The 18,410-nt window shown below is 34.2% G+C and carries 23 protein-coding genes and 1 pseudogene; 13 read left to right on the top strand and 11 right to left on the bottom strand.

Annotation, left to right across the window (positions count from 1 at the left end; all coding sequences use genetic code 11):
• Window positions 1-115: 115 nt before the first annotated feature.
• Window positions 116-613 (bottom strand): hypothetical protein, encoded by a 498-nt coding sequence (locus IEV35_RS03500; RefSeq protein ID WP_188383319.1) that lies wholly within the window; start codon window positions 611-613, stop codon window positions 116-118.
• A 163-nt stretch (window positions 614-776) separates the two neighbouring features.
• On the opposite strand from IEV35_RS03500, the gene IEV35_RS03495 reads away from it, so the two are divergent.
• Together IEV35_RS03495 and IEV35_RS03490 are read left to right on the top strand one after the other, a co-directional pair.
• Window positions 777-1,094, top strand: a complete 318-nt coding sequence (locus tag IEV35_RS03495) for a hypothetical protein (RefSeq protein WP_188383318.1) — start codon at window positions 777-779, stop codon at window positions 1,092-1,094.
• A gap of 145 nt (window positions 1,095-1,239) precedes the next feature.
• Window positions 1,240-2,106, top strand: a complete 867-nt coding sequence (locus IEV35_RS03490) for a Cof-type HAD-IIB family hydrolase (protein ID WP_188383317.1) — start codon at window positions 1,240-1,242, stop codon at window positions 2,104-2,106.
• Window positions 2,107-2,173: 67 nt separating this feature from the next.
• Here the strand turns inward: IEV35_RS03490 and IEV35_RS03485 are convergent, their stop codons facing one another.
• The 3 genes from IEV35_RS03485 to IEV35_RS20285 form a co-directional block, all read right to left on the bottom strand.
• On the bottom strand, window positions 2,174-3,241 hold the full coding sequence (locus IEV35_RS03485; protein WP_188383316.1) for a C39 family peptidase: 1,068 nt from the start codon (window positions 3,239-3,241) through the stop codon (window positions 2,174-2,176).
• A 25-nt stretch (window positions 3,242-3,266) separates the two neighbouring features.
• Window positions 3,267-5,120, bottom strand: a complete 1,854-nt coding sequence (gene asnB, locus IEV35_RS03480) for an asparagine synthase (glutamine-hydrolyzing) (protein WP_188383315.1) — start codon at window positions 5,118-5,120, stop codon at window positions 3,267-3,269.
• Between the two features lie 260 nt (window positions 5,121-5,380).
• Window positions 5,381-5,512, bottom strand: a complete 132-nt coding sequence (locus IEV35_RS20285; protein WP_268237907.1) for a hypothetical protein — start codon at window positions 5,510-5,512, stop codon at window positions 5,381-5,383.
• Between the two features lie 315 nt (window positions 5,513-5,827).
• Between IEV35_RS20285 and IEV35_RS03475 the strand changes: the two genes are divergently transcribed.
• A complete protein-coding gene (locus IEV35_RS03475) occupies window positions 5,828-6,292 on the top strand; it encodes an SRPBCC family protein (protein ID WP_188383314.1) in 465 nt (154 codons plus the stop codon).
• 44 nt (window positions 6,293-6,336) lie between these two features.
• Here IEV35_RS03475 and IEV35_RS03470 read toward each other — a convergent pair whose 3' ends face one another.
• Window positions 6,337-6,597: a YciI family protein gene (locus IEV35_RS03470; protein ID WP_188383313.1), complete on the bottom strand. Its 261-nt coding sequence runs from the start codon at window positions 6,595-6,597 to the stop codon at window positions 6,337-6,339.
• A 117-nt stretch (window positions 6,598-6,714) separates the two neighbouring features.
• Between IEV35_RS03470 and IEV35_RS03465 the strand changes: the two genes are divergently transcribed.
• Window positions 6,715-7,173 (top strand): DUF2512 family protein, encoded by a 459-nt coding sequence (locus IEV35_RS03465; protein WP_188383312.1) that lies wholly within the window; start codon window positions 6,715-6,717, stop codon window positions 7,171-7,173.
• Between the two features lie 78 nt (window positions 7,174-7,251).
• Here IEV35_RS03465 and IEV35_RS03460 read toward each other — a convergent pair whose 3' ends face one another.
• Entirely contained in the window at window positions 7,252-7,566 is a 315-nt protein-coding gene (locus IEV35_RS03460; protein ID WP_188383311.1) for a hypothetical protein, read from the bottom strand.
• A 116-nt stretch (window positions 7,567-7,682) separates the two neighbouring features.
• On the opposite strand from IEV35_RS03460, the gene IEV35_RS03455 reads away from it, so the two are divergent.
• A complete protein-coding gene (locus IEV35_RS03455; protein ID WP_188383310.1) occupies window positions 7,683-8,063 on the top strand; it encodes a hypothetical protein in 381 nt (126 codons plus the stop codon).
• Window positions 8,064-8,362: 299 nt separating this feature from the next.
• Window positions 8,363-8,986: a hypothetical protein gene (locus IEV35_RS03450; RefSeq protein WP_188383309.1), complete on the top strand. Its 624-nt coding sequence runs from the start codon at window positions 8,363-8,365 to the stop codon at window positions 8,984-8,986.
• A gap of 29 nt (window positions 8,987-9,015) precedes the next feature.
• On the opposite strand, the gene IEV35_RS03445 is transcribed toward IEV35_RS03450, so the two are convergent.
• Window positions 9,016-9,639 (bottom strand): hypothetical protein, encoded by a 624-nt coding sequence (locus IEV35_RS03445; protein WP_188383308.1) that lies wholly within the window; start codon window positions 9,637-9,639, stop codon window positions 9,016-9,018.
• A gap of 122 nt (window positions 9,640-9,761) precedes the next feature.
• Between IEV35_RS03445 and IEV35_RS03440 the strand changes: the two genes are divergently transcribed.
• A complete protein-coding gene (locus IEV35_RS03440; protein ID WP_188383307.1) occupies window positions 9,762-10,628 on the top strand; it encodes a YitT family protein in 867 nt (288 codons plus the stop codon).
• A gap of 114 nt (window positions 10,629-10,742) precedes the next feature.
• On the top strand, window positions 10,743-11,234 hold the full coding sequence (locus IEV35_RS03435; protein WP_188383306.1) for a FixH family protein: 492 nt from the start codon (window positions 10,743-10,745) through the stop codon (window positions 11,232-11,234).
• 27 nt (window positions 11,235-11,261) lie between these two features.
• On the opposite strand, the gene IEV35_RS03430 is transcribed toward IEV35_RS03435, so the two are convergent.
• Entirely contained in the window at window positions 11,262-11,714 is a 453-nt protein-coding gene (locus tag IEV35_RS03430) for a DUF3006 family protein (protein WP_229740649.1), read from the bottom strand.
• A 246-nt stretch (window positions 11,715-11,960) separates the two neighbouring features.
• On the opposite strand from IEV35_RS03430, the gene IEV35_RS03425 reads away from it, so the two are divergent.
• The 4 genes from IEV35_RS03425 to IEV35_RS03410 all read left to right on the top strand — a co-directional run bounded on the left by IEV35_RS03425 (window position 11,961) and on the right by IEV35_RS03410 (window position 15,551).
• Window positions 11,961-13,271 (top strand): MBL fold metallo-hydrolase, encoded by a 1,311-nt coding sequence (locus tag IEV35_RS03425; RefSeq protein ID WP_188383304.1) that lies wholly within the window; start codon window positions 11,961-11,963, stop codon window positions 13,269-13,271.
• Window positions 13,272-13,289: 18 nt separating this feature from the next.
• Window positions 13,290-13,553: a DUF3006 domain-containing protein gene (locus tag IEV35_RS03420; RefSeq protein ID WP_188383303.1), complete on the top strand. Its 264-nt coding sequence runs from the start codon at window positions 13,290-13,292 to the stop codon at window positions 13,551-13,553.
• A 126-nt stretch (window positions 13,554-13,679) separates the two neighbouring features.
• The gene (locus tag IEV35_RS03415) at window positions 13,680-14,471 is read left to right on the top strand and encodes an SDR family oxidoreductase (protein ID WP_188383302.1); all 792 of its coding nucleotides are present in this window, start codon (window positions 13,680-13,682) and stop codon (window positions 14,469-14,471) included.
• 102 nt (window positions 14,472-14,573) lie between these two features.
• Window positions 14,574-15,551, top strand: coding sequence for a proline dehydrogenase family protein (locus tag IEV35_RS03410; RefSeq protein ID WP_188383301.1), 978 nt, complete (start codon window positions 14,574-14,576; stop codon window positions 15,549-15,551).
• A 309-nt stretch (window positions 15,552-15,860) separates the two neighbouring features.
• On the opposite strand, the gene IEV35_RS03405 is transcribed toward IEV35_RS03410, so the two are convergent.
• From IEV35_RS03405 to IEV35_RS03395, 3 genes and pseudogenes are all read right to left on the bottom strand, one after another.
• A complete protein-coding gene (locus IEV35_RS03405) occupies window positions 15,861-16,421 on the bottom strand; it encodes a DEAD/DEAH box helicase family protein (RefSeq protein ID WP_188383300.1) in 561 nt (186 codons plus the stop codon).
• 86 nt (window positions 16,422-16,507) lie between these two features.
• Window positions 16,508-16,771: pseudogene (locus IEV35_RS03400) on the bottom strand (NUDIX domain-containing protein); the annotation flags it as partial.
• Window positions 16,772-16,787: 16 nt separating this feature from the next.
• Entirely contained in the window at window positions 16,788-17,114 is a 327-nt protein-coding gene (locus IEV35_RS03395) for a MazG nucleotide pyrophosphohydrolase domain-containing protein (RefSeq protein ID WP_188383298.1), read from the bottom strand.
• Between the two features lie 163 nt (window positions 17,115-17,277).
• Here IEV35_RS03395 and IEV35_RS03390 point away from each other — a divergent pair, with 163 nt between their 5' ends.
• The gene (locus IEV35_RS03390; protein WP_188383297.1) at window positions 17,278-18,366 is read left to right on the top strand and encodes an N-acetylmuramoyl-L-alanine amidase; all 1,089 of its coding nucleotides are present in this window, start codon (window positions 17,278-17,280) and stop codon (window positions 18,364-18,366) included.
• The last annotated feature ends 44 nt before the right edge of the window (window positions 18,367-18,410 follow it).

Raw genomic sequence — 18,410 nt, 5'->3', positions numbered from 1 at the left:
TGAAGTATTAATACAGCAATTTTTTGACTCATAACTTCCCCTCCTCCATAACTAATAGAAACTTTATTTTCCTTATCATACGAAAATGAAGTTAACTTGTTAAGAGAATGAATACCTAATTACTTTCTGTTTCTTCGTTTTTCTCTGTTTTTTTATAATCCCATAGCACTAGCCATTCTCCATCTAGTTCTGTTGTATAGACATCTTGCACAATTGAAAAATTCCCGTATTTCCCTTCAAATCGTTGAGTAACGGTTACTTGATACACTTCACCAATTGGCTCGACACCATCTTCTATTTGAAAGTCTTTCAGTAGTTCCGAATCTTCCAAAGAGAATTCAAATGTTTGGACGCCAAAATGATTAAGAAATACATGCGCACGGTCTTGTAAATAGTGACCTTTTTCAAATTTTGCTTTCATATATGGATGAAACATACTCCATGATTCTGCAAAGTTTCCATCTTGTTCATACGTATAAAACTCTTCAACTGCCGCTTCAGCTTGATTGGAAGGAGAATTCACAATGGAAAAGTAAATGAATAATATTAAACTAACTGCAAACGCAATAAGAAGTAATACGATAAAGGCAGGAATGCTATTTCGTCTTTTCATTATATCCCCCTCAATTCACATTAAAAACATGGACTATTATATTCGTATTCTTAAAAAGACATGTTTATAAGTACAAGTACAAAATATACTATTCATTCCACATTGGGGAGATTATTTATATTAATGGTAATCTTTACATATGATATAAATGGAGGTGAGAGAAATGTCTGTTTCTCGGATAATGAAATGGATTACTGGTGGATTAGAAGCTTTTCTCGGTATTCCTTTTTTTGGTGGAGCATTTGTTTTAAGTCTTGTTTGGACACCTTTATTAGTTATGTTAGTACTTCATATCATTACATTAGTTATTTCTAAAAATGAAGGGGCTTCCTCATTTGGTAGTATTCTAGGAATTATTACATCATGTATTGCTTGGATCCCATTTGTTGGCATGATTATGCATATACTTTCAGCTGTTTTTCTAATGATTGATGCAGCAAGACCAAACAATCCTCGTAATAACGTAGTTTCTCATCAATAGAAATTTGAAAAGGTCTTGTCTTGAGAATTCTTTTTCAACTAAATGTATATGAGTTCAAGTGGATGGATAAGCCCCTTTTTAGCATCTCTATACTATTTCATCTATAATGAAAGGAGACAGCAATCGAAAGGGGCAGATATTACATATGAAATTAATCGCAACCGATATGGACGGTACATTACTAAATGAAAATGGAAAAATCAGTGAAGAGAATTGTGCAGCTATACTACGAGCAATTGATCACGGTGTTCATGTAGTCATTGCAACTGGCCGGTCCTATGAGGCTGCTATGGAACCATTACAGGAAGTAGGACTAGTTTTACCAATCATTAGTTTAAATGGAGCTATGGTCTATAACCAAGAATCAGAGCTATTAGATAACATTCCAATGAATAGTAATATTTGTAAGGAAATACAGGCAGCATGTGAATTGGAAAACTTATATTTCGAGGTTTATACGAATAAAGGAATCGTTTCGCGTAGTAGAGAACATTTTCTAGATGTGTTAGTTGACATTTTGATGACTGCGCACCCGAATAGAACTAGGGATGAAGTTAAAGCAGCAATTGAACAACGTTTTCAAGATGAAAAAGTAACTTTTGTGAACGACTATCATTCCCTATTTCAAGATCCGAATATCGATGTGTATAAATTATTAGCTTTTTCTATGGATGAGTCCTCGCTTGCGAGTGTTTCCAAGAAGTTCGAAAATAATGATCAAGTTATCGTCACATCATCAGGAACTATAAATTTAGAATTTAATCACCCTGAAGCTCAAAAGGGGATAGCGGTAAAGAAATATGCAGATTCACTGGGTATTGATATGAAAGATGTTGTAGCCTTTGGTGATAGCTATAATGACTTAAGTATGCTCCTTGCAGCAGGAAAAGGAATTGCAATGGAAAATGCTGTCGATTATATAAAAGAGCAAAGCGATGCCGTTACGAAGAAAAACATAGAACATGGGGTAGCTGTTGCAATTGAGGAACTATTAAAAGATAGAACTACATAAAATAAGAGCTGAGACAAACTAACGCTAAGTGATTTACTTAGTTAAATTAGTTTGATCTCAGCTCTTTTTACTTAATAATCATTGCGTGACTGCCAGCGTTCTTATAAATCTCAAAAAATCGGTCTTTTGGATAGCTTACATTTCCTTTTAATGGATCCATCACAAACACTTCATCTTCACTATACCCCGTTAGAACCACAGTATGTGAATTTCTAATAATATCAATTTTCTCATCCGTACCAACTACATTCCAAGAGTAATTAAATAGTGGTTCCTGCTGGTTAATCGTTGTCCAAATAATTACTGGGATACCTTTACGAATATAATGTAATAATTCTTCCGGATTACTACCAGTCAAATCGACAGGAACATGAGGCCCATCATTCGAAGCAAAATACCTATTTGCAGTCTCCATGATTGGTGCTACATAGCTATAAAATCCTTGATTTTTACTTCTAGGGTCGCCAGCATACGCTTTATTAGGATCTGCTCCATATAAGATTCCATCTTTTACTTCAAATGGTATCTTAGGAAGAAATTTATCCGATAATACGGTTTTCTTTATTTCATAGCCATAGTAATTTAAGACTGCAGTTAATGAAGTAACCTCGCAACCATTTGGAAGCTCAGGTACTTGCATCACTGTCTCAAAAGGCAAGTTCATTTTCGTTACGACTATTTCACTGTTATTTGAACGTTGATAGGTTTCAATAACAGGATTAACTTCATTTTCAATAGTAATCACTTCTTGTTTAGAAGTTAATGTAATAGTTTGAATCGTATTATTTAATTGATAGGGAGGTGCTACATCTGTTTGAACAAGACGAAAACTAGAATTTATAGGAATATTCTCCAGTTTAGCCATTCCATCATCATCCGTTTCAATTTCTACAATGACTTCATTTGTTGCTGTATCCTTCACTTCAAATACAGTACCTTTTAAAGGAAAACCATGTTCCTTATCGACACTCTGAATGAGAACAACGCCTTCTTGATTATCGAAAAAATCATAGACAAATGCATAGATCTTATCACCTTTTGAAGTGATAAGAAATATGCTTATAAATAACAAGAAAAATAGGAATGAGTTACGTAAGATTAACTTCATTTGCGAACGCTCCCTATCATAATTCATGCACGACTAATTTTATCTAGTTACCTTAGTCTTCCATATCCACAAAGAAACGTTTATACCAAATCAAGAATACATAAACAGTCCAAATATATCGAGCACGATTTGCTTCTCCATGATAATGTTCATCTAGGAATTTCACTAACTCTTCTGTATGGAAAAATTCTTTTGCCATGTCAGATTCAAAAACTTCTCGGATGATTTGATAATATTTTGCCTGCTTAATCCAATCACGGAATGGAACAGGGAAACCAACTTTTGGACGATTCGCCCACTCATCAGGTAAAACCTCATTAGCAGCTCTACGAAGTACGTATTTCGTATCGATATCATTTACCTTCAAATGTGCTGGAATTTTCCCAGCCATCTCCATCACTTCTTTATCTAAGAACGGAACACGTAACTCAATCGAATGTGCTGAACTCATTTTATCGGCTTTTAATAAAATATCACCTGGCAACCAATGTTTCATATCTACATATTGCATCTTGGAAACATCGTCTTTATCGGCAACTCTTTGATAAGATTCACGTACGATTTCAACAGGTGTTGGAGCATGTTTATAATCCTCTTGTAAGACTTTTAATGCGTCTTTCTCTTTAAATACTTTAGCCTGTCCAATAAACTTCTCTTCTACTTTTTGTCCACCTTTTACTAAGAAGGTCGTTATGCGGTTTTCCGGTAATAATTTAGCTAAGTTAGAAACGGCACGTCTGAGGACGAATGGAACTTTTTGATAAGCACGCATTTCCTTCGATGTCTCATACCAAGCATATCCCCCGAAGATTTCATCTGCTCCTTCTCCAGAAAGAAGTACAGTTGCATGTTTACTTGCTAATTCAGCTAGAAAATATAATGGAACTGATGAAAGATTGGATTGAGGTTCATCCATGTGATATTGAACGGTTGGTATGACATCAAAAAATTCATCAGCACTGATTATTTTCTTATGATTTTCTATTCCTAATTGTTTAGAAAGATCTGCTGCAATATTTGTTTCATTAAAGATTCCTTCATAATCTTTAAAGCCGACAGAGAAAGTTTTGTCTGGCTTTAATAGTGCAGTGATATAACTGGAATCAACTCCACCTGATAAGAACGAACCTACTTTCACATCACTAATTCGGTGATATTTGACAGACTCTTCCATCGTCTCTTTGATTTTCTCAACATAGTATTCCAAGCTGTTTTCTTCTGTATCAAATTTTATATCCCAATACTGTTTAATATCCATTTCACCATTTTTATAAATCATATAATGGCCAGGGCGTAGTTTATAAACCCCTTTAAAGAAGGTTTCATCTAGTACAGAATATTGGAAAGTTAGATAAGGTTTTAACGCTTGTTTATTTAACTCTTTATTAAACCCAGGAAATTTTAAGAATGATTTTATTTCAGATCCAAAAAGGAACGAATTATCTGTTGTATTTTGTGTATAATACAAAGGTTTTATACCAAAAAAGTCACGGGCAATAAATAAGGACTCATCTTTCTTATCCCACAGTGCAAAAGCAAACATTCCACGTAATTTTTGTAAAATCTCTACACCATACTCTTCATATCCGTGAATAATTACTTCAGTATCACTTTGACTTTTAAAAACATGACCCTTTTCTTTTAAATCTTCCATAAGAGATTGATAGTTATAAATCTCTCCATTGAATATTAGTGAAATAGACTCATCTTCATTAAACATTGGTTGACTTGCAACAGTTGACAAATCAATAATCTGTAATCTTCTAAAACCTAATGTTATATTGCCATCAACAAAGTGACCATCACTATCTGGGCCACGATGACCAATTGTATTCATCATATTTTGGATAACTTGTTCTTTATCTATATCAATAGTATTTGTTGCAAACCCAACAAATCCACACATCGGCATAATCTCCTCTTAGATTAAGTTTGAATTCAATTTTTAACTTACTAAACTAGTAATTCGTACAAATTCCCCTCTGAATTCATACTTATTAATTTTACCAATTTCAATCGACAATCTCAAGAAGAATCGTCATCAGTCGACATTTCAATAAAGAGGAATAAGGAGCGCCTGGGGATAGGCTGCTCCTTATTTATGTATAGAGGTGAGGTGACCAAACGTGGATTGCTTGAGGAATTATGATTTTATCTTTAGGTGAGTTATACATGTCTGACAATTTTCAATTCAGATAATCGTTGATTCGTTTGAGCGATAATTTCTAACAATTGAACGATCGTGTTTTCATGTTGCTCAACTTTTTGCTTTAGTTCTAAATATTCATTTTCACTCATTTTTACTCCTCCCTTCGCTCGTACACTATTATCAAATCATAAAAAAGACCTATTTTCCAATTCAAAAAATAGCTCTTTTTGACTAAATTCGACACAATTAATATGTAAAAATGTTATTTTAATAGGAAATTTTTCATAAAAAACTAGTTTTTCTTGAATTAAACAACAAATAAATAATTAATTTTCTTTCGTTCTACATTTTTCGACAAATCGCAAGCATATGCTTGTCCGATTGACAATATTTAAGTAGAAAACTATTGAATAATTTCCGAACTAATTAATATACTTTGTAACATGATTAAAGGAGGTAATAGTATGCCTGGAGGTTCGTATTCTGCAGAAGTGGATTTACCAATTGAAAGCATTTGGAGTTTTGTAAGTGATATGAATAAGTGGGCACCATTAGTCCCTGGTTACATCGAACATAATGTTATTAATGAAAAACAATCCACTTGGAAATTTAGGGGAGATGTTGGAAAACTAAAAAAAACAGTTAGTATGCGAATTGATATTACAGAGTGGAAAGAACCAACGACAGTTCGTTTCACATTAACAGGTTTAAGTGAAAACGTTTCAGGAAATGGCTTCTTTGAAGCAGAAACGATAACCGCATATCAAACAAAAATGACTGGCAACCTTCATATGAAAGCAAAGGGAATGATGGGACCAATTATTAATCCTGTGTTAAAGACAATGATCCCTAAAACGGCAAAGCAACTCACAGAAGCAGTTATAAATAAAATAATCGAAAACCAACGCCAAGTCGCAAGAGGGTATTAATTATAGGAGGGGGCCAAATCAACTATCGATTTGGCCCCATTTATTTATCTGCTCATTTCCCACTCATGTATTTCATAATCTCTAGCGCCTGTTATTACATATGGATCTTTCTTTACCATTTCCTCTACTTGCTCTAAACGATTCGCTTGATAAATAACTAATCCCCCAGTCCCATCAACAAAACGACCTTTGGCAAATATTTTCCCTTCTTTAACCTTTTCCTCAAGATAACTTAAATGTTCTGTACGATATTGTTTACTTTTCTCCTCATCCTTCATCGGTAAAAAAACAGCAAAGTAGTTCATTTCAATCTCCCCTACAAATTAATTTTGTACTGTATACTTATCATAATTTCAGGAGATTTGCTAAATACTAACTTAAATTCGGTATAGAAAATCTTCCTGAAAGGATGAATTCAAATTATGAATCTTAAAGCATTAGGTATTAAACTCATCATCAATACGATTGTTGTCTTTTCTATTTTTGGCATTTTTAACGAAACAGCATTATCTGATTTAGTTATTATTAGTCTATTAACAACAACACTTGCTTACGTAATCGGAGATTTATTCATTCTAAGACGGTTCGGCAACGTAGCAGCAAGTATCGCTGATTTTTTTCTTGCATTTTTTGCCATTGCATTCTTAAGTTCGATGTTGATCGGTTCTAGTTCGCAAATTATTATTGCCTCATTAGGAGCAGCATTTTTTATTACATTAACAGAACCTTTTCTACATGCTTATATTCAGGAAAATAAGACAGATGTTGTGCGCAAAGATTACCGTATACCTACCGGTCGACTACAAACAGAATTCGCAGAAGAAACAGAGGCTCAATCCATCTCTAGAAAAAAAGACTTACGAAGAGATCAAACAAAATAATAAATCTCTGTTGCAGTATCTTGCAGTAAAGATTAAAAAAACTTCTCCTCCCACATTAAGAAGCATCGGATGAATAGACTACTTCATCCGATGCTTCTCACTATGTATAACTTCTTCTAACGTTGTTTCTGATTTCGTATGATTATGTTTATCACAATAATAGACGATCGTTTTTATCCGATGTTGAATAAGGCAAGTTCGAGTATATTTCATAAAATTCTTCCAAAAATTATATTCATGTTCTCCCGCATCAATTAACGTATAATCTACACTGGACTGAATCCAATTATGTTCTTCCGCCTTATCTAATTTACTATCTTCAGCATGAGCAACCATTTTTCCACTACATAGTAAGAATAATATAGAAACAATTACCGCTAGCCTCTTATTCAACTCTTTCACCCCATACATACTTACAGATTAATTACGAGTCTAGTTTTTACTGTTTTCTTTGAAATATGTATTCGTATTAGTAATCAAAAAATTATGGTAGCGCTGACATATACAGAATGGAAAAATCATATACCTTGGCTGATAATCTACTTCATGAAGCATCATTACGAATTAGAAAAATCGGAATTAAAGGGTGGGAAGGACATATCCATCTTTCTAAAGGAGAACTCTATTTCCAACAGGGACTTTATCAAGAAGCTACTCATCATTTTACACAAGCAAGTACGATACACAAGTCCATCCAACAGGAATGGGGATATATACAAGCGAACATCGGTTTAGAACGATGTCGCACGAAAGGAGAAGCTGGTTCACTCGAGCCAGTAACTTATTGGAGCGAAAAAGCAAACGAACTCCATTATCAACTGCAAGTAAAACAAGCTAACGAAACTGCCTCTGGAATAACAGAGATAATTATTGCATTGCCTTTTCTTTAACTAATAATCTAGTGCCCGAATACATCATTTAGATGTAGTTTCGGGCATTATTTTTCTCCTTATCTTATGAAGCAATCAGAAACGTTCATCATAGGACAATTTCTTTTTTCATACCTATTACTAACTATAAGAAAGGACTGATAAAATTGGACTTCATTAAAATAGAATGGATCCCATTTCAACGTATAAAAGCACGACATTCCACTACTAAATTCCTCACCCGCAATTCTTTCCAGTACAATACAGACCAAAACTTCCCCTCCATTCATGTCATTCGTAATAAGATAGGACAATTTTTATTGTATAAAGGTATTGATGCGTATGAATCATTGAAACAGAAACAGACAAAAAGTAAGATACCAGTATTCGTTACTGAGCAAACAACGATTACGGAACTAGAGTGGACATTCCGATTATTTCAGTCCTGTATGCAAGAAAATGTAAATCATCAATTAAAATACGATTATCTTTCCCTTCTACTAAAGGAAACGAAGAATAATATGGAAAAAATATGTCATCATACCGGGGTTAGCAAAGAAGATATATATCCGATAATTTTTGATTCTTCAATCCCTCGTAAATATAAAGACCTTGCTATCAAGCATGACCGAATTACAATTATTAACCAAATTGCAACTCATCCTCAATTACAACCTTACCGAACTGTTTTGTATCCCGCTTTATTTCAAAGAAAGCACCCATTAACTCCACAAAAATTAAAGCTATTTTTAATGTATTTAGATTCAGGATATGAGCTAAACGTAAATTCAATACTTGCACTTCAAAACTTCAATCAAATTGTTAATTTGGATCAAGCTCTTAAATGTTACTGGGATCATATTCAATTTCCAGATACACAAATTATGGAAGGGGCTTTTTATTATAAAGGGGATAAGAATTCAAAGATTAATGTGCGATTGTAATGGAGTTGGGCTTACGCCTAACTCCATTTTCACTTACTTTCTTCTTCTAACATTTCTATTAATCTAGGCTTAGATACTACTTCTTTTATCCCTCTTGTATGTAACAAATAATTAATTATTTCTTCCTTTGATAAGCCTAGTTCACGTAACCCTTCAGCAATAACAGATAGATAGGAAGTTGATGGTTTATAGAAATCAATCGTATTTAAGGAATTGGAATTACTAAATGTAAAAATCGGTGCACCATTTTTTCTTCCTAGAAATATGATTCGGTTATACCAACCACTATGAATATCAACAAATCCTTTTTCCTCTACTTCATTAAGATCAATAGTTACTTCAAGCCCGTTATTTTCTTGTGATACAACATCGAAAAATTGCTCTTTTTTAATTAAATACATTCTTCCGATTGTATATTCTTCGTTTGATTTTGCGGTTCCAATAAAGGCAACTCCCCCATCTCCCCATTTACTTCGTTCCTTAGCAAAATAAAGTGGATATGGTATTGAAATTATTTCATCCTCTTTCGGTAACGTTAGGTCGCGACAGCCTTTTTCTGGTGAAGATGACTTTGGCGCAAATCCACCTACAATATAGGCTAAAAAACGATCCTTCATCATATTGGAACCGTAACTTGCATACCAAATATCCATCAATTAGAGCACTCCCTTAAAAAATTAATGAAAACATAGTTTTTGGAACAACATATACTAACCGTTTTTATGTATAATCTAAAAGTAACATTTTTTTGAAATCTTTAAAAGAAGGTGTTTGGATGGGTAAACAACATAAAAAAGAGTCGATTAGAAGCATCATTACTCGTTACATAATGATGCTAATTGGAGCAACGCTTGCAGCAGTTGCCCTAGAGTTATTTTTAATACCGAATACGATTATTGATGGAGGAATTATTGGGGTTTCGTTACTTACGAATAATTTAACTGGGATTAACTTTGGTATTTTAATCTTTATCTTTAACTTACCATTCTTGTTTGCGGGGTATAAGTATATTGGAAAAGGCTTTGTACTAGCTTCGTTATTCAGTATCGTCGCACTTGCGTTAATTGAACCAGCACTACATTCCCTTACTCCTGCTACAGATGAACCATTACTTGCTACTGTTTTTGGTGGGTTAATACTTGGAACTGGGGTTGGAATTGTCATTCGTAATGGTGGTGCTTTAGATGGAACGGAGATTTTAGGTATTTTACTAACCAAAAAGTTGCCATTTTCTGTTGGTGAATTTGTCATGTTCATTAATATATTCATCTTTGGTTGGGCAGGATTTGTGCTTGGATGGGAACAAGCAATGCTATCCATTATTACATACTTTATTGCTGCAAAAGCAATCGATTTTGTTGGTCAAGGTCTAACGGGTGATACGAAAGCTGCTCTAATTGTTTCTGATGAATGGGAAGACGTTGGAGATGCAATTCAAGAAAGATTAGGACGTATGATTACGAAGCTCCACGGTAAAGGTGGCTATATTGATAAGGAAAAAGAAGTTATCTTTGTCGTACTAACTCGTCTAGAAATTGCAAAACTGAAAGCAATTGTCCATGATGCAGATCCAAGAGCATTTATTACGATAGTAGACGCACAAGAAGCTCATGGTGGAAAATTCAAAAAAGCTATTCACTAAAAATCTATAACGGATTGCACTTCAAACTGTCAATTTTCCTTCATATCTTCATGTTTAATAGCCAGCCTTACATGATAGAATACAGATAAGGATGCTAGAAAGGAGAATACATGAATGAAATCTAAATTAATCTTCATCATCCTAATTGCGGGTGCATTATTATTAACTGCATGTTCGGGTAATAGTCAGAATGAAAATGAAGACGAACTACTTATTCTAGAAGCGACTTTAGAAGTTCCAGAAACTGCCGATGTAAATGAAGAAATCACCCTTTCAGCAAATGTTACATATGGGGATAAGTCAGTTACTGATGCAGATGAAGTTGTTTATGAAATTTGGGAAGAAGGAAATAAAGAGGAAAGCTATAAGATAGAATCTACCAATAATGAAGATGGAACGTATACTGCGACTACTTCATTTGATAAAGATGGTATTTTTCATGTACAAGTCCATGTAACTGCAAGAGCCTTACATACAATGCCTAAACAAGCCATCACGATTGGTGAAGGTGGTCATTATGAGCATTCAGATGAGAATGCTGATGACGAACATGGAGACCACGGCGATCATGGGGAGCATGGAGAAAACAACCATGATGAACATTAAGTTAATTAAATAATTGAGAAACTAGATCTAATCTTTGGATTGGATCTTTTTTATTCTCTTTTTTAACCGTTCAAAGAGCTTCCTCATGTTTTCATGTTCTGCATGGGTTCTTTCATGATTAACTGTTATCCCATCTATATCGTCATTAATTAAAACTACATCTAGCCATAAGTTGGGAACAAAATCAATGGCAAATTCAGAGACAGGAACCTCAAGTTGTATTTTCATATCTTCTATTAATATCACTGCTGTTTTTTCATCTTCTATCCGGTCTACAACACCTGTCAGTACTACTGCTTCCTCTCTTTGTGACGACATTTCTTCCTTTAGCTTCGCTTCGCAAAACGTGATTAATCCCAGACAAAGTAATAAAGAAACCCCTCCAAATATTACGACCTTTTTCATTATAACAGCTCCTTTCATGCCTCCAGTATGCCAAGAAGCATTCAGAAAAGCATCTTCATAAAAGGTAATTTTCACCGGTTTCAACCACTTAAAAAATCAAATACACTCCCTATAAAAGTTAAATTACACCTCTCTCCAATACCCTAAAAATTAATTTTCATCATTTTGTGAATGGTTCTTGTTTGTTTGGTGGTGTCTTGGGTGGTGTCTGACACCTCCCGGAAAATGTCGTTTATTGTCGATATCAAGCTTTTATAGATTTACTAACTTTATTTTGATACGATTGAAAAGGATTGAAATACATCACTTGGGGGAATCAACATGTATAAAAAAATACTATTGTCGATAGTTATGGCTGTTCTTTTAGTCGCATGTAGCCAAACTACGGATGAGGAAGATAATAACGGTAACACATCAGACATACCAATTGAAGAAGCTCAACATGATAATAATAAAGACAAACAAGAAGATGAAAGCTCAGAAGAGACGAATAAAGATGAAGCCACTAATTCGAATGAAGAACCGTCTGAAGAAAACAATGATAACGCGAACACTACGAACACAGCGGATAATCTTCCTGAACTAAATGTTCATTATATTGACGTTGGTCAGGCAGACGCCACATTACTTCAATATGGCAATCATAATATTCTTTTTGACGCTGGAGACTGGCGTGGAAACGAAGTTGTGAATTACTTAAAAGCACAAGGAGTTACCAAACTTGATCTAGTCATTGGAAGTCACCCTGATGCCGATCACATTGGCCAATTAGATGATGTTGTCAATTCGTTCACTGTAGAAGAAGTATGGCTTTCTGGTAATGAAAGTACTTCTAATACATTCCAACGAGGTCTGGAAGCTGTTCTAGCAAGTGGTGCAGGCTACCACGAACCAAGATCTGGAGAAGAGTTTGAAATTGGATCAATGAATTTACAAGTACTTTATCCAACGTCTATCAGTGGAAAGTCCAATGAAGAATCCATTTCGGTCTTATTCACTTACGGGAATGTTAAGTTCCTATTTACTGGGGATGCTGATAAAAATGCAGAAAAGCGCATGATAAATTCTGGGATTTCAGTTGATGCAGATATTTTACAGTTAGGCCATCATGGGTCAAATACTTCAAGTGATCAAGCCTTTATTCATGCGGTGAGTCCAGAAGTAGCCATTTATAGTGCTGGTGCAAATAATAGCTATGGACACCCACATCATGAAGTAGTATCCCTTATTCAAAATGAAGGTATTGAACTATATGGTACAGACGTACATGGTACAATTATTGTAACAACGAATGGTAATGACTATTCTATTAAAACTAATAAAGATGGCACAGTTACACCAAAGAATACAGCGTCTTCCAATAAATCTAATTCAAGTTCAGGTGGTGGTTCAAACTCAAGTAAAAAATCAACTGAGAATAAAACGAATCCACCAAGTAATAGTAGTTGTGTAAATTTAAATACCGCTTCCTATGAAGAGGTTCAAAGAATCAAACATATTGGTCCTGAACGTGCACAAGATTTAATAGACAACCGACCATATAGCAGTGTTTCTGATTTAGACCGTATAAAAGGGATCGGCCCTGCAAGAATAAAAGATATTAAGGCAGAAGGTATTGCATGTGTAAACTAACTTTCCGGAGGGATTTCTATGAAAGGTGTATTAGATAGGTTTGAAGGTAATCAAGCAGTTATCTTAATCGAGGAAGAAAAAGCAGAACTTATTCTACCAAAAGAAGATTTACCTGTGGGCAGTGATGTAAATACTGTATTTCAAGTTGAAAAAGACGAAAACGATAATTATAAAATCATTGAAATTGATCATAAAGCAGAACAAGAAGCTAAAGAAACTACACAAGATTTACTAGCAAAACTCCGTGCCAAAAGTAGTGGGAGTAAATTTAAGAAGAAATAGTTTATACACATACCAGACTTCTCCAGTAGGAAGTCTGGTATGTTTTGTTTATCTGATATACACTCCACTTTCTCCCTATTCTTCTTCTGTTATAATTAATCTATAAACAATAAGGAGGTAATACGAATGGATCTAGGTTTAAAAGGAAAATCCGTACTTGTCATGGCCGCAAGTAAAGGGCTTGGAAAAGCTACAGCACTTCAATTCGCAAAAGAAGGCGCACATGTAGTAATCTCTAGTCGCACTGAAGAAAATTTACACAAAGCAGTACAAGAAATAACAGAAATCACATCCAATAATAATGTAACATTTAAAACATGTGATATAACAAATCCAGTAGAAATTAGGGAACTTGTTCAATTTGCAGAAGAAAAAAATGGAACAATTGATGTTTTAGTTAATAATGCCGGAGGACCTCCAGCAGGTAAATTTACAGACTTTAATGATGAAGCATGGCAACAAGCTTTCGAATTAAATCTCCTTAGCTTTATACGAACCATTAGGGAAGTACTTCCATCTATGCAAAAACAAAAACGAGGACACATTGTCAACTTCACCTCCTCATCAATGAAACAAACGATAGATAATCTCATACTTTCCAATACATTCCGAGCAGGTGTCGTTGGTCTTGCGAAAAGCCTCTCTCAGGAACTTGCAAAAGATAATATTTTAATAAATACGATAGGTCCAGGTAGGATTGCGACAGACCGAGTTGCCCATCTTGATCAAGTACGAGCAGATTCTCTAGGAATCTCCTATGAAGAGGTAAAATCATCTACCGAAAAAACAATACCATTAGGACGGTACGGAGAACCAGAAGAATTTGCCAAACAAGCAGTATTCCTTTGTTCCGCTGCCAATACATATATTACAGGCCAAACTTTGTTAATAGATGGTGGACTAGTGAAAGCATTATAAGTACTTGTTAGGTAAATGTCCACATCCGAATAAGTGACAGATTAACCTATCATCCTATATAATAGAAACTGGAACTAGACTAAAAAAAAGAGGGTATGCATAATGAATTTAAGAGATTTCTTCATTGGTATGTCACAAAATCAATTTTTGAATAATTCAGCAAAAAAATACGGTTTAAAGCTAGGAGCTCAATCCGTAGTTGCTGGTACAGATGTTGCAGAAATGATCCAAAGTGTAAAAGAATTAAATAACAATGGTATCTCTGCAACTATTGATAATCTTGGTGAATTTGTTACAGAAAAATCTGAAGCACTTAAAGCAAAAGAACAAATTCTTGAAGTAATCGAAGCAATTCATACAAATCAAGTTGATGCACATATATCTTTAAAACCAACTCAACTAGGGCTTGATATAGATTATGAGTTTTGTAAACAGAACTTAAGTGAAATCGTTTCCAAAGCAAGCGAATATGATATCTTCATTAATTTTGATATGGAAGATTATGATCATTTAAAACCATCCTTCGACTTAATTGATGAATTCGCGAAGGATTATGATAATATTGGAACAGTTATTCAAGCTTATTTCTATGATTCCGTTAAGTTTATAGAGAAATATAAAGATTTTCGTCTGCGTATTGTAAAAGGTGCTTATAAAGAACCTGAAACAGTAGCATATCAGGATAAAAAAGATATTGATGAAAACTACTTAAAATTAATAGAGTATCATTTATTAAGTGGAAAATTTACATCTATCGCTACACATGACCATCGAGTTATTAATCACGTGAAAGAATTCGTGGCGGAGAATAATATTCCATTAGACAAATTTGAATTTCAAATGCTTTATGGATTCCGTAAAGACTTGCAATTAGACTTAGCAAAAGAAGGCTATAAATTCTGTACGTATGTACCATTTGGTGATGACTGGTATGGATACTTCATGCGTCGCCTAGCAGAACGACCACAGAATATGAACCTTGTCGTTAAACAAGTCTTCAACAAGAAAACAAACACGGTACTTGGTGTGGCTGCCGGTGCTTTCCTACTTGGCCGTTTAACGAAGAAAAGAAAGAAATAATTAAGAATAAGACCAGGCATATAAAAAAACGCTCGGTCAATTCATTATATGGTTCGGTTATGAGGTATAAAATGGAAATATCATTTATATAGCAAGTGAATTAGCAACACAATTCGCTTGCTATTTTTTACTGTAATATCAATATTTTTACACTTTTGATATTAAAATAACATAATGATTAGTAATGTTTTAGCAAAAAAATAATAGATATTGTTAGTTGCTAACTAATTTGCCCGGGTGAGCTCAAAAAGCCTAAAATGTTACCTAATCTCTTCTTGTTAAAGCACCTGTTCGTTCAATAAGTACATTTTATAAATTGAATTTGTTTTTTATTTTTAAGGCTACTTCTTCTGCACTTAAATTTGTGTTATTTATTCTTAGGTAATTTTTCTGCTTTATTTCACCTTCATTAGAATTTAATCTAAGAGTTTCTAATGTGGACAGTAGGTTTTCTTCTGATTTATGTATATCTCTTTTTGTTGGCTTGTGTTCTAATCTATGGGGTGACATGTTTCGTTTAAGCCTTTCCTCAGTTTCAGCTTCTAATTCGACGAGATAGACTTCGCTTCCACTTGACTCAAATATTTGACACATTTTCTTAATTCCTTCACACTCTTTTTCGGAACTGAAATCCCAAACTTTAGTAAATATCAGTCCATATGAATCACTCTTAGAGAATGCTTCAAAGATCTCTCTTCGAAATAGAGATGTTAAACGCCACATTTCGGGGCTAAACCCAAAAAGAGGCTGAAGTATTTCTATTGTCATATGATTATGAAATAACTTCAACTCTGTTATTTTAGACAATTCCTGTCCTACAGTCATTTTACCAACTGCCTGAGGACCAAATATAAACACAAACTTATCCATTATATTTACCTCCAAATCCGCAAATTTGTAGTCTAATCGTAAAATAGTTGAACAAAGCCACATTACTCCTTCTTGCTTGCAGTAACTAAAGTATGGGTTGGTCCAAACTTTTCAGAATTCAAGTGTGGTGCATATTCATATACAAAAGCTAATGGACCAACTTCAATATCAACACAAGCTTCTTCCTTCGCTTCCCTTTTTACGGCATCAATAATGGACTCATTAGGTTCAATCCCTCCAGCTGGTAAATCATAAACCACACCTCTGTTTGGATCGTTATATTCCGTTAATAAGATTTTCCCATTCTCAATTATAATCGCCCCAGCTCTAACCCTTATATGGGAAGACATTTTTTTATTTCCTTTCTTATTCCATTTCTCTACTTAAATATTCTTCCAAATTTGGTGTTTGATTATATTTAATAGCTGCCTCCCTATCCTTATTTATAATCGCCTCTGTTAAATCAATATTATTTAAACTCGCAATAGCCACTGCATAGTGGATGACATCTACTAACTCTTTTTCCAAAGAAGGATTCCCTCTGTTTTCCTTTCGTCCTTCTAACTGATTAAGTACTTCTGCTACCTCACCAACCTCTTCTACTAGTTTCATAAACAAAGAAGACGATGTCCGTCCTTCTTTGTATTTCAATCCTAAGTAGCTTTGTAGCTCTTTAATTGTTAATTGCTTCATCATACACCCTCCGCTTTATCCGTCATAATATGTAATTTAATCTTACCATAAATGTCTTTCTATGTATTTTTTTAAAAAAATCTATTAATATATGTTTAAATCTATTAAATCTTGTCCATCCTTTTACTAGATTCATAATCTAGGAGAAGGAGATTGATTGAGTATGAGAAAGTTATTGTTAGCATTGGGGTTTATTATTACGATTACGTTTTTCCTTCCTGTCGATAAGACATTTGCTGCTACTGTTGAAAATGACCATGATAAATTATTTGAAGTTGAAATAGCAAATGTAACGATGCGAACCGCACCAGATAAAGAAGCAGAGGTTGTCGGACAGTTAAAAGATGGAGATCAATTACGGACGTTCGACGAAAAGAATGGTTGGGTTAAGACCTTCTATAATGGACAACCTGTTTGGGTTGAAACAGAAGGATTATTACTAAAAGAAGATAATAGTACAAAAGAAAAACAAAAAGATGAAGAAATTCCTAACGATAATGAGGAAGAAAATATAGAAGAAGATGTACAAGACGTAACAAATGAGGAGCAAGAAGAAAGTGAAGAATCAGAAACTGGATTGGATTCTATGCTTGAAGAACAATTAGTTTTACACGCTGTTGAAGAGAAAGAAGATTTACCAGTAGGTATTTATCAACCGAAATCAGTCCAAATATCAGAAGAAGCAATTATTGTGTTAAACAATCAATTAGAAGGCTATAAAATTATGATCGATGCAGGACATGGTGGAGAGGACTCTGGTGCGGTAAATAGTGGAGTACTTGAAAAAGATTTGACGTTGGCTACGGCACACAAGGTGAAGGAACATCTAGAAAAAGAAGGTGCAGAAGTTTTGCTTACAAGAAATGATGATACGTTTATTTCCTTACAGAACCGGGTAAACAAAAGTAACACTGAAAATGCAGATGCATTTATAAGTCTCCATTATGATTACTTTAGAGATTCTGATGCAAATGGAATAAATACGTATTATTATCACCCTTCTACAAGTGGTGATTTAGCGGAGAAAATACATGCCGCATTAGTTAATGAATTGGATATGACAGATCGTGGTGTACGAAGAGAAGGATATTATGTTATCCAACACAATCAAAATCCATCTGTATTGTTGGAGTTAGGATTTATGTCCAATAAAGATGATTTAAACGAAATTCAAAAAGAAGCATATCAAGAAGCAGTTGCAAAAGCGATTACAAGTGGATTAATGGAGTACTTTGATGTATCTGATGAATAACGAAGTGTTACTCATGTTTTTTACCCTCCCTTTTATATACTTTG

Origin of the sequence: Ornithinibacillus halotolerans, assembly GCF_014637405.1 — a bacterium.
In the GTDB taxonomy this organism is placed as follows: Bacteria; Bacillota; Bacilli; order Bacillales; family Amphibacillaceae; genus Ornithinibacillus; species Ornithinibacillus halotolerans.
This window is presented reverse-complemented; position numbering and strand designations above follow the sequence as displayed.